Source organism: Robertmurraya korlensis NBRC 107688 (assembly GCF_001591645.1).
Taxonomy (GTDB): domain Bacteria; phylum Bacillota; class Bacilli; order Bacillales; family Cytobacillaceae; genus Robertmurraya_A.
The window spans coordinates 16,094-32,025 of sequence record NZ_BCVH01000020.1 but is presented as its reverse complement, the minus strand read 5'-3'; the positions used below and the strand labels follow the sequence as shown (position 1 = coordinate 32,025).

Annotated in this window: 17 protein-coding genes; 9 read left to right on the top strand and 8 right to left on the bottom strand. The window is 36.4% G+C overall.

Features of this window, described 5'->3' with window-relative positions; genetic code table 11:
* Positions 1-31: 31 nt before the first annotated feature.
* Positions 32-280: a hypothetical protein gene (locus BKO01S_RS19250; protein WP_066058152.1), complete on the top strand. Its 249-nt coding sequence runs from the start codon at positions 32-34 to the stop codon at positions 278-280.
* A 121-nt stretch (positions 281-401) separates the two neighbouring features.
* Here BKO01S_RS19250 and BKO01S_RS19245 read toward each other — a convergent pair whose 3' ends face one another.
* Entirely contained in the window at positions 402-743 is a 342-nt protein-coding gene (locus BKO01S_RS19245) for an SAM domain-containing protein (protein ID WP_066058149.1), read from the bottom strand.
* 209 nt (positions 744-952) lie between these two features.
* On the opposite strand from BKO01S_RS19245, the gene BKO01S_RS19240 reads away from it, so the two are divergent.
* Entirely contained in the window at positions 953-1,474 is a 522-nt protein-coding gene (locus BKO01S_RS19240; RefSeq protein WP_066058144.1) for a hemerythrin domain-containing protein, read from the top strand.
* Positions 1,475-1,499: 25 nt separating this feature from the next.
* Here the strand turns inward: BKO01S_RS19240 and BKO01S_RS19235 are convergent, their stop codons facing one another.
* Together BKO01S_RS19235 and BKO01S_RS19230 are read right to left on the bottom strand one after the other, a co-directional pair.
* Complete coding sequence (locus tag BKO01S_RS19235; RefSeq protein WP_066058140.1) at positions 1,500-2,729, bottom strand: MFS transporter; 1,230 nt, start codon at positions 2,727-2,729, stop codon at positions 1,500-1,502.
* A gap of 117 nt (positions 2,730-2,846) precedes the next feature.
* The gene (locus tag BKO01S_RS19230; protein ID WP_066058136.1) at positions 2,847-4,340 is read right to left on the bottom strand and encodes an ATP-binding protein; all 1,494 of its coding nucleotides are present in this window, start codon (positions 4,338-4,340) and stop codon (positions 2,847-2,849) included.
* 205 nt (positions 4,341-4,545) lie between these two features.
* Here BKO01S_RS19230 and BKO01S_RS19225 point away from each other — a divergent pair, with 205 nt between their 5' ends.
* Positions 4,546-4,995, top strand: coding sequence for a MarR family winged helix-turn-helix transcriptional regulator (locus tag BKO01S_RS19225; RefSeq protein ID WP_066058260.1), 450 nt, complete (start codon positions 4,546-4,548; stop codon positions 4,993-4,995).
* Between the two features lie 109 nt (positions 4,996-5,104).
* Positions 5,105-6,799: a M3 family oligoendopeptidase gene (locus tag BKO01S_RS19220; RefSeq protein ID WP_066058133.1), complete on the top strand. Its 1,695-nt coding sequence runs from the start codon at positions 5,105-5,107 to the stop codon at positions 6,797-6,799.
* A gap of 42 nt (positions 6,800-6,841) precedes the next feature.
* Here BKO01S_RS19220 and BKO01S_RS19215 read toward each other — a convergent pair whose 3' ends face one another.
* On the bottom strand, positions 6,842-8,974 hold the full coding sequence (locus BKO01S_RS19215; protein ID WP_066058130.1) for an ATP-dependent Clp protease ATP-binding subunit: 2,133 nt from the start codon (positions 8,972-8,974) through the stop codon (positions 6,842-6,844).
* A 207-nt stretch (positions 8,975-9,181) separates the two neighbouring features.
* On the opposite strand from BKO01S_RS19215, the gene BKO01S_RS19210 reads away from it, so the two are divergent.
* Positions 9,182-10,228, top strand: a complete 1,047-nt coding sequence (locus BKO01S_RS19210) for a YkvI family membrane protein (RefSeq protein WP_066058127.1) — start codon at positions 9,182-9,184, stop codon at positions 10,226-10,228.
* Positions 10,229-10,253: 25 nt separating this feature from the next.
* On the opposite strand, the gene BKO01S_RS19205 is transcribed toward BKO01S_RS19210, so the two are convergent.
* The 3 genes from BKO01S_RS19205 to BKO01S_RS19195 form a co-directional block, all read right to left on the bottom strand.
* On the bottom strand, positions 10,254-10,910 hold the full coding sequence (locus BKO01S_RS19205; protein ID WP_066058124.1) for a DUF8580 domain-containing lipoprotein: 657 nt from the start codon (positions 10,908-10,910) through the stop codon (positions 10,254-10,256).
* Positions 10,911-10,988: 78 nt separating this feature from the next.
* Positions 10,989-11,600, bottom strand: coding sequence for a CPBP family intramembrane glutamic endopeptidase (locus BKO01S_RS19200; RefSeq protein WP_066058122.1), 612 nt, complete (start codon positions 11,598-11,600; stop codon positions 10,989-10,991).
* Between the two features lie 150 nt (positions 11,601-11,750).
* Positions 11,751-11,939: a YkvS family protein gene (locus tag BKO01S_RS19195; protein WP_066058257.1), complete on the bottom strand. Its 189-nt coding sequence runs from the start codon at positions 11,937-11,939 to the stop codon at positions 11,751-11,753.
* 191 nt (positions 11,940-12,130) lie between these two features.
* Here BKO01S_RS19195 and ykzS point away from each other — a divergent pair, with 191 nt between their 5' ends.
* Positions 12,131-12,325 (top strand): protein YkzS, encoded by a 195-nt coding sequence (ykzS, locus tag BKO01S_RS19190; RefSeq protein ID WP_066058119.1) that lies wholly within the window; start codon positions 12,131-12,133, stop codon positions 12,323-12,325.
* Positions 12,326-12,337: 12 nt separating this feature from the next.
* Entirely contained in the window at positions 12,338-13,072 is a 735-nt protein-coding gene (locus tag BKO01S_RS19185; protein WP_066058117.1) for an SDR family oxidoreductase, read from the top strand.
* Between the two features lie 22 nt (positions 13,073-13,094).
* On the opposite strand, the gene BKO01S_RS19180 is transcribed toward BKO01S_RS19185, so the two are convergent.
* Positions 13,095-13,490 (bottom strand): PilZ domain-containing protein, encoded by a 396-nt coding sequence (locus BKO01S_RS19180; protein WP_066058114.1) that lies wholly within the window; start codon positions 13,488-13,490, stop codon positions 13,095-13,097.
* A 448-nt stretch (positions 13,491-13,938) separates the two neighbouring features.
* Here BKO01S_RS19180 and BKO01S_RS19175 point away from each other — a divergent pair, with 448 nt between their 5' ends.
* Both BKO01S_RS19175 and ptsP read left to right on the top strand, forming a co-directional pair.
* Entirely contained in the window at positions 13,939-14,202 is a 264-nt protein-coding gene (locus tag BKO01S_RS19175) for a phosphocarrier protein HPr (protein ID WP_066058111.1), read from the top strand.
* Between the two features lie 2 nt (positions 14,203-14,204).
* Complete coding sequence (gene ptsP, locus BKO01S_RS19170; RefSeq protein ID WP_066058108.1) at positions 14,205-15,920, top strand: phosphoenolpyruvate--protein phosphotransferase; 1,716 nt, start codon at positions 14,205-14,207, stop codon at positions 15,918-15,920.
* The last annotated feature ends 12 nt before the right edge of the window (positions 15,921-15,932 follow it).

Genomic DNA, 15,932 nt, shown 5'->3' with positions numbered 1-15,932 from the left:
TAGGTACTATTAATAGAATGGAGGAGAAAATATGGATCGAACTTCGTATATAGCTGGTATACTCTACTACTTAACTAATGATGTACAAGTTCAAGAGGTAGCCATTGATATTTTAAATGGAGAATTAACTGTAAAAGAGGCGGGGGCTCGTCTTACTATGCAGCCCTATGTTATGCTGGCAAAAAAGCGGTTAAAGGAGCTTGAAAAGAATACAACTGATAATCAACATGTAGACATTATTCAATTCGTTGAGAACAACTTATATAGCTATCAATCATAGAGCGTCACTCCAACATCTTCGATAAACCCCTATGAATTCCATCATTTTATAAAGTACGTTATGTATAAAATTTCACATAGTAACTTAAAAAGGAAAAGCCAAAAATTGATTCTTTTGTATTTTAGCTTATTCTCACTCTAACAGTATATTTCATCATTTCGTCGTTTAGTCCACTTATCATGAGATCCTTAGCTGTATTGCAGGCTTGCTCAAAGCAGGTGTAGCTTTCGGTGCAATAGTGTGGTTCGCTTAATTCAAAGTTACCATGAATGTCTGCTAGGTAGACTAGAACATTCCAAACATAGAATTCTTCTAATCCATTTTTAGGATGACCGTCTAGCGCTACTAGCCAGTGGACGGAAGCTTCAGACATGAATGGACTTCCTTTTAACATCGACTGGTCATTCTCTCCAATTCGAATAAATGCGGTTGGGTAAAATTCTTGAAGATTACAACGATACATTTTAACCCCTCCTTACTTCAAGTGATTACAAAAGAAACTTCGTATATTTTTATTATATGAGTAATCATAAAAAATTACCTCTCGAATTGTTAAAATTTTTAGAATATTAAAAGCAGATACATTTTGTGTCAATGTGATAAGCATCACAACAGAAAGGCTTTTTCTTTTTTATAATCATAGTAACAAAATGATTATAAGGAGAAATGACAATGCAAGGTTGTATGAGCTCAATGATGGATAGAAATGTAGAATTATCTGCTGGATTACAGCAGTTAAAAAACGAGCATCCTCCATTGCTTTCTATGCTTGATGAACTGCTTGAAGTATGTCAGCAAATTGAACGTGTTGAAACTACAAGGAAAACAATGTTTCAGGAATTAATTCAAAAGGTAAAAGCCTTTTTCCATGAATTAGAGCCCCATTCAGAAAGAGAAGAGGGCGTGCTATTTTCCATGATGGAAAAGTATATTGGACGGGAAAGTGGACCAATTGCTGTGATGGAATACGAGCATGATCAAGCAAAAGGATTTATCGGTTCTTTTTTAAAGGCAGCAGAATCTAATAGCTCTTATACAGATAAAGAAATGATGGAGCATGCTGAACTAATAAAAAAGGCATATTACACTTTAGTTGATCACTTCGCTAAAGAAGAAAATGTTCTATTTCCGATGGCGGAAAACTTCTTTACAGATGAAGAGAAACAGGAACTAAAGGACAGAATTAGTAAATAAAACGGATAGGGAGCCCCTATCCGTTTTATTTGTATATATCTGCAATTTGTTGGTCCGATGGAAGGAGCAATGTTAGGAACCCGAGTAATGGAAGAAATCCAGTTGAAATGATCGTTAACGGCAATCCAATCGTATCGGCTAATATACCTAAAAAAACAGACCCTAATGCCCCCATTCCAAAAGCTAAGCCTACCGTCAATCCTGCCATTGTTCCTATCTTCCCAGGAACGAGTTCTTGGGCGTAAACGACGGTAACTGAGAAACTAGACATCAGGATAAAGCCAGCTATCCCAAGTAAAACAACTGCGACATAATGAGGCACAAAGGGTAGCAAAGTGGTGATAGGAGCCGATCCAATCATAGATAAAAAGATAATGGTTTTTTTTCCAAACCTGTCAGCTAGAGGTCCCCCGAAAAAAGTACCTAAAGCTCCTGCAACTAAAAATACAAACAAATACAGCTGAGCCTGCTGTATGGAAAAACTGTACTTGTCAATCGCATAAAACGCGTAATAGTTTGTGATTCCTGAAATATACCATGATCGAGCAAAGATTAAGAACAATATAACAAGCAAATAGAAGCGAATTTGACGTTGAAAGGAAAACGCTGAAGGTGTATTGGCCTGCTTTTGTTTTGGCTTACGGCCATCTATTTTGAGTTTGTTAGCATACCAGAAAGCAATATAAACTAGCAACCCTACGGCAACTGCTGCAACAATCGTAAACCAACCTGCACCTTTTTGACCAAAAGGAACAAGTATAAGTGCAGTAATTAAAGGTGCTAGTGCTTGACCGGAGTTTCCTCCCACCTGATAAATGGATTGGGCAAGTCCTCTTCTTGGACCAGCTGCCATATAAGCAACTCTTGAGCCTTCCGGATGGAAAATGGCTGAACCTAAACCAATAAAGAGAACGGAAATGACAATCAGTAAAAAGCTAGGGGCAAAAGCCAGCCCAAGAACTCCGATTAAAGTAAAAGTTAGACCGATTGGTAAAGCAAAAGGCATGGGCTTACGGTCTGTAATCATTCCAACAAAGGGCTGCATGATAGATGATACAATATTAAGAGAAAATCCGATAATTCCTAATTGAGTAAAGCTGAGTCCCATAGATTGTTCAAGTATAGGGAACATCGCGGGGACAACAGCTTGGATTGAATCGTTTAATAGGTGACATAGGCCAATAATAAATAGGATTTTATAAGTTGTTGCACTGTCAGGTTTTTTCAATTCTTGAACAGTGGCAGTCTGTGCCATAATAAAAATCTCCTTTGAAATTTCCAAATTATATAATGATATCTTACTAAATTTCTAGAGTTTATGAAATGATTATTTCGGGAGGCGAAAAAAAGAATAGGAAGCTGACAAGGCTCCCTATTCTTTATATAGTGGGAATATCACATCTACAGTTGTTCCTTTGTTTTCCATACTCGAGATCTGAATATCACCATGAAACGATTGAACAATTCTTTTGCAGATTACTAGCCCTAAACCGGTACCTGAGGCCTTAGAAGTATAGAAGGGGTGAAAAATCTTTTCAAGTTCTTCTTTTCCAATCCCCACTCCTGAATCCAAAACAGTAAGGACACATTTTCTCCCCTCTTTTGAAATGCTGATTTCAAGTGTACCCCCTGTAGGCATAGATTCAAATGCGTTTCTTGTAAGATTTAATATCACTTGTTTCATCTGATCCTTTGTACATAATACGATTACCGGTTCTTCGGGAAATGTATATTGGCACATAATATTGTATAAATTTGCTTCTGAAGAGATAAGCGGTTTAAGCTCATATATGATCATCCTTATATCTATCGGCTCATTTTTCATGGCTGTTGGTTTTCCAAGAATCAGAAACTCACTCACAATTTGATTGATTCGCTTAATTTCGTCATTGATTACCGAAAAATAAAACTGATCTTCTTCCTCTTTATGTTTTTCACTCAGTAACTGAACAAGCCCTTTAATTCCAGTCAATGGATTACGTATTTCATGTGCTGTTCCAGCTGCTAATGTACCGACTAGTTCCAGCTTTTGTGCCTCATTTTGCTTTCTTTCCTTTATCGATTGTCTCTTTAGTAATATATATTTAACTAATAGAAAAATGATATGGGTCAAAATAAAGAACACAGTAATGGTTCCAACTAAAAACGGAATATTACTACGAGCTGCTTCTTCATCGACCTTCACTTTGATCATCCATGGTAACTGATTCATAGGCGTTGATACCCAATGACCACCTTGTTTGAATAATTGTTCTGAATCAAAATCAATAATCACCTGATCTTTCTGATTCAGAATGACAATAGGTGTATCAGGTGTGAGTATTTTCATTATGTTTTGAAGATGGTCGACCCGTAGCAATGCAAGAGTGATAAATGTCAGGTGATCATGCTCATCCAACACAGGTGAAGCAAGTCCAATCACCTTCTGATTATTTTTTAATGTATTTACATCAGCAGATATTATTATATCCTTTGTTCGAATTACTTCCTGAATATATGAATGCTTGTATAGATTGTCATCTAGTAGATTGTTAGAGCCTACAATCAATCGACCTTCTTCATTCAATAAGAACAAACCGCTGTATCTAGGATCAGTCTGAAACGCTTTTCGTAGCAATGGGGCCATTTTATCTGGACTGTTTACATATATCTCTGAGGTAAGAGACAGAGTTCGAAGAGAAGTGACGGTTTCACTTATAAACTGATCCCAGTGTGATTTATGAATGGAAGCAACCCACTCAGCATGTTGAACCTGTTCTAAATGGTTTTGTTCTTTTTCTATCTGAGAAAATATATAACTGCCACCTAAAGTTGGTAGAACTACGATGATGCTATATAAAAATAGGTTTAGTAAGTGTTTATTCATGTAATTGCTCCATGCCTATAATGTTTTTACTAATCTTTTCTCTCTTAGATTACAACCTTTTTCTTATTATATCACTATAGAAGTATTGTTTTTATAGGAATTCAGGATCAGACGGGAATTTGACAGAACAAAGCTAGTTTTTCTATAATAGTCTTAATTATAAATATGTTATCGTAAACAGGTAAATACATTGGATCTTAAAGGAATGAGACTCATGGAAGCTGAAATTAGTCAATCTTTAAAACTTTTTATTGTGCTATCTAGAGCATATCGCTCAGTTAATGAAAATGTAAATAAACTTATTCAAACATATGGATTAAACCCAACAGAATTTGCTGTTCTTGAACTTTTATATCATAAAGGTGATCAGCCATTACAGCAAATTGGAGAAAAAATTCTTCTTGCTAGTGGCAGTATAACGTACGTAGTTGATAAGCTGGAACAAAAGGCATTACTAGCTAGAGTAGCATGTCCTAGCGATCGTAGAGTAACGTATGCTCAAATTACAGAACAAGGAAAGAGGTTTATCGAGGATATATTTCCTGACCATGCCCAGAAAATACATGAATTAATGAAAGAGCTAACTGCTGATGAAAAGGATCAAGCAACAGAACTGTTAAAGAAATTAGGATTATCTATTGAAAATGGTAAATAATTGTGAGAAAAGGCATCCACTTGGGTGCCTTGTTTTTTTGTGCTTCTTAGCCGCCTGAGTTATAATATAGAAGAGTTTTTCTTGATTTTTAAATAAAGGGGGAGTCACTTTGCAATTTGAGCAGTATACATATGAGAGACCAAATTTTGAGGTTGTGGAAAGGCAATTTATAGCTGCGATAGAGGTTTTTTCAAAGGCAGCTTCTGCAGACGAGCAAAACGAGGCAATGAAAGATATAAATAAATTACGTAATGATTTAGGTACGATGTTTAACCTTGTTTATATTCGACATTCTATTGATACCAATGATGAGTTTTACAAGACGGAACAAGATTATATAGACGAAATTCAACCCAGTGTTGAGGGACTAGTTACTAAATATTACGAAGCACTTGTTCATTCACCTTTTAAGCTTGAGCTTGAAGAAAAGTGGGGAAAACAGCTTTTTGCCCTAGCAGAAGCACAGTTAAAGGTTTTTTCACCTGATATCATTCCTTTGCTTCAGCAAGAAAATAAGTTAACGACTGAATACACAAAACTCCTTGCTGCTGCAAAGATTCCTTTTGAGGGAGAAGAGCGCACGTTAGCTCAAATGGAACCGTTTACAGAATCGAAGGATCGAGAAATGAGAAAAAAGGCCAGTGAAGCTCGTTTTAGTTATTTCTCAGAAAATGAAAGTGAGCTAGATCGAATTTATGACGACTTGGTCAAGGTGCGAACAGAGATTTCTGAAAAACTAGGTTATAAAAACTTTGTTGAGCTAGCTTATTACCGGATGTATCGTACTGATTATGATGCGGAAATGGTGGCAGGATTTAGAAAACAAGTGGAAGATTATATCGTGCCAATTGCTACAAAGCTTAAGGAGCGTCAAAGACAAAGAATTGGCGTTGATACTCTAAAGTATTTTGATGAGAACTTCAAGTTTAAAACAGGGAATGCGGTACCGAAGGGTGACCCTGAGTGGATTACCCAAAATGGACAAAGGATGTATGATGAACTGTCAAAGGAAACAGGCGAGTTCTTTCAGTATATGGTAGAAAATCATTTAATGGACTTAGTCGCAAAAAAGGGAAAAGCTGGTGGTGGATATTGTACGTATATAGAAAATTACAAGTCTCCATTTATCTTTTCAAACTTTAATGGAACATCTGGTGATATTGATGTTTTGACACATGAGGCAGGTCACGCATTCCAGGTATACTCAAGCAGTCATTTTGAAATTCCAGAATATAATTGGCCTACGTACGAAGCAGCTGAAATACATTCTATGAGTATGGAATTTTTCACATGGCCTTGGATGGAGCTATTTTTCAAAGAAGATACGGATAAATATAAATTCGCTCATTTAAGCTCGGCTCTTCTATTCCTTCCATATGGAGTAAGTGTAGACGAATTTCAGCATTGGGTTTATGAAAATCCTACTGCTACACCAAAGGAAAGAAAATTAGCTTGGCGTGAAATCGAAAAGAAATATATGCCTCACAAAGACTATGATGGAAATGAATATTTAGAGGGTGGGGGATTCTGGCAGCGTCAAGGTCATATTTACACGACTCCTTTCTATTATATTGATTACACATTAGCACAAATTTGTGCATTCCAATTCTGGAAGCTTTCCCGAGAGGATCATAAAAAAGCTTGGAACGATTATCTACATCTTTGTACTTTAGGAGGAAGCATGCCTTTTACAGAGCTTGTAAAAGCAGCAAACCTAATTTCTCCATTTGAAGACGGGTGTGTACAATCTGTTGTAGGAGAAATCGAAGCTTGGTTAAACTCCATTGAAGATCAAAAGCTATAAAAAAAGAGCGAAGCCATTTATTTATGTGGCTTCGCTCTTTTTTTATGCTTTCTTAATCAGAATGGTATCGTCCTCAACAACTGCAATTAATTTTTTACAGTCAGGTTCATTAATAATAAAGTCTGAAATTTGATCTTCAATCTGGTCTTGAATCACTCTTCTTAGTGGGCGTGCTCCAAAGGAAGGGGAGTAACCTAATGTTGCAAGTTTTCTTTTTACGTCATCAGTTATTTTTACCGTCATCTGTTGTTCTGTAAGCATGTTATTTAAGTCAGTGATCATGATATCAACAATTTGAAGTAAATCCTCTTCTTGTAGTGATGAAAACTCAATAATTGAATCAAAACGATTGAGGAATTCAGGCTTAAAGTATGACCCTAAGGTAGTTATTAAATTGCTTTCGTTTTCTTGATGATCATTTCCAAAGCCAACCTTCACTGTTCTATGACCGACACCTGCATTGGAAGTCATGATAATAACCGTATCTTTAAAGCTAATCGTTCTTCCTTGGCTATCCGTTAATCTACCGTCTTCAAGTATTTGTAAGAACATATTGAGAACGTCTGGATGAGCCTTTTCAATTTCATCGAGTAAAATAATGCTATATGGATTACGTCTTACCTGTTCCGTTAATTGGCCAGATTCCTCATGTCCAACATAACCAGGAGGAGAACCAATTAATTTAGAAACACTATGCTTCTCCATGTATTCACTCATATCTAAGCGAATCATTGAATCTTTTGAACCAAATAGTTCTTCTGCTAATGACTTAGTCAGTTCTGTTTTACCGACACCAGTTGGACCAACAAACAGGAAGGATCCAATTGGTCGTCCTTTTGCTTTTAATCCAGCACGACTTCGGCGAATCGCTTTGACTACTTTTTGCACTGCTTCCTTCTGTCCTATAATCTTACTTGATAAATGGCCTTCGAGGCTTTGGAGCTTTTCTTGTTCTGATTGCTCCAGTTTCCCGACAGGAATCCTAGTTTTCTTCTCAATTAAATCGTGGATATGCTCGACTTTTACGATTGGTCGATGACCAGGTTCACCTTGGCCAAGCTTTCGTTCCAGTTCCTTTTCCTCTTCACGGAGCTTCGCTGCCATCTCATATTTTTCTTCCTTTAACGCTTCTTCTTTTTCTTTTGCAATTTCCTTCAAGCGATTTTCGATGACATCAGTATTTGAATAATTCGCTGTTAAATTAAGCTTTGAACCAGCTTCATCGAGTAAATCAATCGCTTTATCAGGAAGAAAACGGTCTTGGATGTATCGATGTGATAGGTTCACACATGCTTCAATTGCCTCATCTGAAAATACAACCTCATGATAATCTTCATATTTTTTTCTAAGACCTTTGAGTATGTCAATCGCTTCAGAAGTCGTTGGCTCAAGAACTTGAACCGGCTGGAAGCGGCGCTCAAGTGCAGCGTCCTTCTCGATTTTTCTGTATTCTTTTAAAGTTGTCGCACCAATAAGCTGAAGTTCACCACGTGCTAAAGCGGGCTTTAAAATATTTCCGGCATCCATAGAGCCTTCAGCACTTCCTGCACCGACTAGTTGATGAATTTCGTCGATGAATAAAATCATATTTTTCTTTTGTTGAAGTTCAAGTATTATTCCTTTCATTCTTTCTTCGAACTGTCCACGGATGCCTGTGTTTGATACTAATGAAGCAACATCTAAAAGATATACCTGCTTATTTTTAAGTTTGTTTGGAACTTTTCCTTCAGAAATCTTGACTGCAAGATGCTCTGCGATGGCTGTTTTACCAACCCCAGGTTCCCCAATTAGGACTGGGTTGTTTTTATTTCTTCTATTTAATATCTCAATGACACGGTTTACCTCTTCATCACGGCCGATTACTGGATCAATAAGTCCTGCTTGTGCCATTGTTGTTAGATTTCGACCGAATTGATCAATAAAGCCACCATTCCCACCGTTTTGTTTAGGGGGAGCCATATTTTTTTTGTGTTTATCCATATGATCAGGATTCATTGGCTGAAATAATGATTCAAAAGGAAATGAATGAAAACCAGATAAGCTTGGTCCGAAAGAAGTTAACATTTTTTCTCGCTCATGCTGGAAACAGCTTTGACAAAGATGTAGCTGTTTTTCATTCCCATTCATTCTAACTGTAATGGAAGCCTCTGTTTTTTGACATGTTTGACAAAGCATATCGTTTTCCTCCTTTAAAGATATATTGACTTTGACTAACTTTGACTATTGTAAATTAATTATACTTTGACCTATTTTGACTTTCAAGTATTTTGACTTTCCTTATTTTGTAAGGTTACTTTGGAATATGATATTCTTCTGATGCCTGAAAAAGCTCGTCATTGTTTGTCCTTCTTCTCATATAAATAAAAGGAAGGGGGAGATGGAGTGAAAAAGAAATGGGGGGCAGCGTTTCAGCTGGCTGCAGTTTATGTAGGAACTGTGGTTGGTGCGGGGTTTGCCACAGGAAAAGAAATCGTAGAGTTTTTTTCCCGATTCGGTTTTATTGGACTAATAGGGATTTTAATGAGCGGTTATATTTTTATCTTTTTAGGCTCCAAGTTGATGCGTCTTGCTGCCAGATTGCGAGCAAAATCGTATCAGGAGTTAAACACGTTTTTGTTCGGTCCTTATCTAGGAGGAGCTATAAATATTTTAATGTTATTTATGTTACTAGGAGTTAGTGCCGTCATGTTAAGTGGTGCAGGAGCTGTTTTTCACGAGCAGCTTGGCCTTTCAAGAAGCTTAGGTATACTTATAACAATTGCCCTTTCATTTATTGTAATGATTGTCGGAACGAAAGGTCTATTTGCAGTTAACACTTTTGTAGTACCAATGATGATTTGTTTTAGTTTTATGTTATTTATAATAACGATTCAGCAACCTAATTTTCTTGAACAGCTCTTATTTATCCCTCCAGCTGAGGATGGGTGGAAATCTGTCGTTAACCCGTTTTCTTATACGGCCTTTAATATTGGTCTTGCCCAGGCGGTGCTTGTTCCTGTCGCAGCAGAAATCGAGGATGAAGAAACGGTTAAGTGGGGCGGGATTATTGGAGGTGCTGCATTAACGTTAATACTTCTATCTAGTCATGCCACATTAATTATGCTTCCCAATGTTGAGTTATACGAAATTCCCATGGCAGCTATAATGAAAAATCTCGTCTATGGTTTTTATTGGATTTATGTACTTATTATTTATGGAGAGATTTTTACATCTGTCATTGGAAATGTATATGGACTTGAGAAGCAACTTAATAATTACTTGAAACTTCCAAGTATGGTGTGGGTTTGCATAATTTTTACCATTTCATATTTAGGTAGTTTTGTAAATTACGGAACATTGCTTTCATATTTGTATCCAGTGTTTGGTTACATAACTATCATCTTTATCGTACTTTTATGGATGAAACCACTTGATTCTGTGAAAAAATAAGACTCAGGGAAAATATCCCTGAGTCTTATTTCGCCTTGTTAACTATGGTTTCTGCCATTTTAATAAATGGATCACGATGATCAGCTGTTTCTTTTGTAAAAGATGTGAGTTTGATAACCCCTTCATTGTTGTTTAAGAGGTATGAGGTAATGATTTCTCCGTTTACCTTAGCTTCATATACTTTACTATATTCAAAAAATCCAAGCTTGGGTGGTGAGACTTCCTTCACTTCAGAAGCTACAGCTTGTAATTGTTCGATAACAGTCTGTTCGGTTGCCTTCCAATCAATATCTTCGGGTAAGAGCTCAATTCTCATAAAAATTTCACCATTGCTAGAAAGCATGACTACGTCTTTATTTGGTTCCTCTGCTGTTAGTTCATACTCTGGGAGGATATACATTGAATATCCTTGATTGTCACTATGTTTTAGAAATGCTGTCTCTTCTTTTGTTTCTCCATTCACAGTAACCGATAATTGATTTTCAAGTAGTCGAATCATTGTATCTGATTGGTTAGTTTCTTCATTAGCATCTTCTTGAACTGTTTCTTCGTCACTAATTACTTCCTCTTTTTGGGGGGATGTCCCATTTTTTACTTCCTCTAGGTTTTGTTCAGTTGTTCCACAAGCTGTTAGTACCATAGCGAGTAAGCCGATTGTTATATACAAATGATAATTCTTCAAGGTTATATCCTCCTAGTTAACAATTGAAAGCCTTCATACTATTAGACGGGGGTAGGTAAGAAAGGTTACAAGTTGGTGTTACCTTAAAGGAAATAGAACTAACAAAATCAAATCAAACACAATGTGTGACACAATTAGTAAAGGAATGCTTCTCTTCCAAACATAGAGGCTTGACCAAAATAACCCAGCAACAATCGAAGCGAGTATCAGGTGACTTGATCCAGAATATATGTTCACAGAAGTATATAGTAATGTTGAAATCAAGATACTTGGTCCGAACTTTATTTTTCTAAGAAGTCGTTTTAAAATAAATCCTCTCCAGAAAACTTCTTCTCCTGGGATAATAATAAGAAATAAGACGATGTACTGCCATATTTCGGTAGGGGACATTTGTTTATACAGTTTTGCAACAGATCCCTTTAACGGTAGATCAATCATATGTAATAGGCTATTACCTAGGAAAAATAAAACAAACAACATTACCCCTGATAACACACCATAGGTAATATATAGTCCAACTGGTTGTTGGTCATCCATTTCCTCATGGAGGATCGAATACGTAATTAAAAACAGCATGGTTGCTGTGTATATGTACCAAAAAACACTTTTCTCTTGGAATGTAATGAATAATAGTACATGGGCAAGTAAAATAGCCAGAATCATTCTCAAATCCATTTTTCTTTGAAGCATATAATGACTCCTTTCAAATGCTTGGTTATACTAAATGTTTGAAAAAAAAGAAGAAACCTCTAAGTAGAGGTTTCCCACATTATAACCTATTTTTATTTTAGAGACAAAAATGCACTCTACTAAACTAGCAGAATGCGCTTCCATTAGTTTTTAAAATGAAGATTCCTTAATAACTTTATAGTTTTTATGATTTACAACAGTTCTTTGGTCTAATTCAAGATCTCGATAATTGTCCATATAAGTAAGGTCTACAATTACTGAATTTTCGTTCACTTTTTCAACAATACCCTGTAACCCGTCTCTAAATTCGATAACGTTCCCCACTTCAGCTCTTTTCAATTTCGCTCTCTCCTTTTCCTTCCAGATGACGATATTATTAACATTTTGCACTACTTTTTCCTATACGTAAAGAATTTTTTGTAAATTTTAATAATTATTTATTATAGTCTTAGATTTTAAGAGAATGGATAGTCGATTTTGAAACCTTTGGGAATTTTTTATATAATTAATTATAGACGGAGGGATTACATTTGGAAAAAGAACTGATTACCGAAATGATTGAAAAGTTAAGAAGTGGACAAATAAATGAGTGGTATGTACATAAGGATGAATTTTTAGAAATAAGAGCTGTAATTGTTTCTCTGGATGATTTTAAACACTTTAGAGGAATTGCACAAAGAAGCGGTGATGTGATTTATCAGTATTTACAAGAACCTAGAAGCTAGGCAGGAGGAATAATCATGTACAAAGATAAAATCGTGATTGTTACTGGCGGTGCCAGCGGAATTGGTGCAGGAATCGTCTATGCATTTTATGAGGCTGGAGCGAAGGTAGTAATTGCCGATTACGATGTAGGGAACGGTGAGCGATTAGAAAAGAATTATAATAGTGAAAGAGTACACTTTGTTGAAACAGATGTCTTAAACGAGCAATCAGTCATTTCATTGGTTAAATATGTAATGGAAAAATTCGGTCGAGTCGACATCTTGATTAATAACGCAGGTATTTCATTGTTTTCTAATTTCTACGAAATGACCGTGGAGCAGTGGGATAAGGTACTCAATACAAACTTAAAGGGTGTTTTCCTCTGCTCAAGAGAAGTAGCAAAGGTGATTGCAGAAGGTGGAGCAATCATTAATATTTCTTCAACCAGAGCGTTTATGTCCGAGCCTCATACAGAAGCATATGCAGCTTCAAAAGGTGGAATTGTTGCACTTACACATGCATTAGCAGCGACTTTATCTGAAAAAAAAGTGAGAGTCAATTGCATAAGTCCAGGGTGGATTGAACCCAATCATTACGAGGAACTTCGTGAGATCGACCATTCACAGCATTTATCTAAAAGGGTTGGGAAGGTAAGTGATATTGCACGTGGATGTTTATTCTTAAGCGACGTAAATAACGACTTCATTACAGGTACAAATATTACCATTGATGGAGGAATGACAAAAAAGATGATTTACGAAGAATAAGGAAAGGCTACCTAAATGTAGATTAGGTAGCCTTTTCATCTTGAACTTTTGATTCATTGTAAATCATTTTTGTATGTATTTTAAGGACATTGATGATTTCTTCTTTTGTTTCCTTGTCATCTAAGCCTGTAAATCCGTATACACACATTTTGCCTTCAATCTTTTTCCATTTAGGCGTTCCTATGACACGAATTAACCGGTCGGCTAGCAAAAAAGAAACCTCTAGAAGAAAATCATTTTGTTCAATTGGTAGGTTAATTGGTGATTTGAATTTTATACCATTGGGGCTAATATCTACTATATACGCTATAGCAGACTTCACATCACCTTGGACACCATTAATGCTAATAATCTTGAATGTCCCATGAATAGGCTGTTGAAATTGAAACCGAAATGCTTCTTGTCTTTTATAAATCACTACTATCACCTTGAAAGAAAATGTTACAAATGAACTATTACTAAAATCATACATTTTCAATTTATTGATTACAAGTATTTTGTTTGTATGAAATTAAGCTGTTGGATAATTTTTACCATTCTAACTCATGTTGGAAAATTTAAATATAATGAGTAAAAATGTAAGCGGTTAAATAAAAAAACTGTGAAAATTCCTCTACAATTGTGGGTTTTTCATTGTATACACGCTAAGGAAATGCTATTCTTTTTTTTGAGATGTCGATTGTCTGATGGCCTAAGAACTTTAGTCGGCGCTAGCTATATTTAATGAATAAAAAGGACAATGGAAAAAATACTAAAGTATGTTGTAAATTTCAATGTCGGAATAATTAGGATAAAGTGAAGGAATTAGACAATTAACGAGAAACATCTTAGCAATCATATATAGGAAAAAGGAGTTTGATTAACCAATGGCAGAAAAACAATTTAAAATTATAGCTGAAACAGGAATCCACGCTCGTCCTGCAACTTTACTAGTACAAGCAGCTAGCAAGTTCGATTCCGATATCAACCTTGAGTACAAAGGGAAAAAAGTAAACCTTAAGTCAATTATGGGTGTTATGTCTCTAGGAGTTGGACAAGGAGCTGACATTACTATTTCTGCAGTAGGTGGAGATGAGCAAGAAGCTCTAGCAAGTCTTGAAGAAACTTTGAAAAAAGAAGGTTTAGCATAAAAATGAAATTTTTAAATGGAATTGCTGCATCTAGCGGAATAGCAATCGCAAAAGCATACCGTTTAGTAGAACCGGATTTAACCTTTACAAAAAAGTCTATCGATAACGATTCAGTTGAAATCGATCGTTTCCGTGCGGCACTTAGTCAATCAAAGGTTGAACTAGAAGGTATCAGAGACAAGGCAAAAGTTGAATTGGGTGCTGATAAGGCAGCTATTTTTGAAGCGCACTTGCTCGTACTAAGTGATCCAGAGCTTGTTTCTCCAATTGAAGATAAAATCAAAACGGATAAAGTAAATGCTGAATTTGCTTTAAAAGAAACAGCTGATATGTTTGTAGCGATGTTTGAGTCAATGGACAATGAATACATGAAGGAAAGAGCTGCTGATATTCGCGATGTAACAAAACGCGTTCTTTCTCATTTACTTGGTGTGCAAATTGTTAACCCAAGTATGATTTCAGAAGAAGTAATTATCGTTGCTGAAGATCTTACACCATCAGACACAGCACAATTAAATCGTCAATTTGTGAAAGGCTTTACAACTGACATCGGTGGTAGAACATCTCACTCTGCAATTATGGCTCGCTCAATGGAAATTCCTGCAGTAGTAGGTACAAAAACAGCGACTGAGGAAATTAAAAACGGTGACCTTGTAATTGTAGATGGACTTAATGGACAAGTTTACATCAACCCAACTGCTGAGGAAGTAGATCGTTTCAAGTCCGAGCATGCAGCTTTTGAAGCTCAAAAGGCTGAATGGGCCAAGCTTGTTAATGAACAGACTGTCACTTCAGATGGCCATCATGTAGAGCTTGCTGCAAATATTGGTACGCCTAAAGATCTAAAAGGTGTTATTAACAACGGTGGTGAAGCAGTAGGGCTTTACCGTACTGAATTCCTATACATGGGTCGTGACCAACTTCCAACGGAAGAGGAGCAGTTTGAATCTTACAAAGCCGTTCTTGAAGGAATGGATGGTAAGCCTGTTGTTGTTCGTACGTTAGACATTGGTGGAGACAAAGAACTTCCATACTTAAATTTACCGAAGGAAATGAATCCTTTCTTAGGCTTCCGTGCGATTCGTTTATGTCTTGAAGAGCAAGGGATGTTCCGTACACAGCTTCGTGCACTTCTTCGTGCAAGTGTATATGGAAACCTAAAAATTATGTTCCCAATGATCGCAACTTTATCTGAATTCCGTCAAGGAAAAGCAATTCTTGAAGAAGAGCGTCAAAAGCTTCAAGCTGAAGGAGTTGCTGTATCAGAGAAGATTGAATTAGGAATCATGGTAGAAATCCCTTCTACTGCTGTCATTGCTGATCAGTTTGCAAAAGAAGTAGATTTCTTTAGTATCGGAACAAATGATTTAATTCAATATACAATGGCTGCAGACCGTATGAACGAAAGAGTTTCTTACTTGTATCAGCCATACAATCCAGCTATTTTACGTTTAGTAAAAATGGTCATCGACGCTGCACATAAAGAAGGTAAGTGGACTGGAATGTGTGGAGAGATGGCTGGGGACGAGCAAGCGATTCCTGTTCTCCTTGGGTTAGGATTAGATGAGTTCTCAATGAGTGCAACTTCTATCCTAAAAGCTCGCTCTCAAATCCGTAACTTGTCTAAAGTAGATATGGAAAAGTTAGCTTCTGAAGTGCTTCAAATGAGCACAACGGAAGAAGTGTTAGAGGCAGTAGCCAAAGCAACCCAACGCTAAAAAGAAACCCAA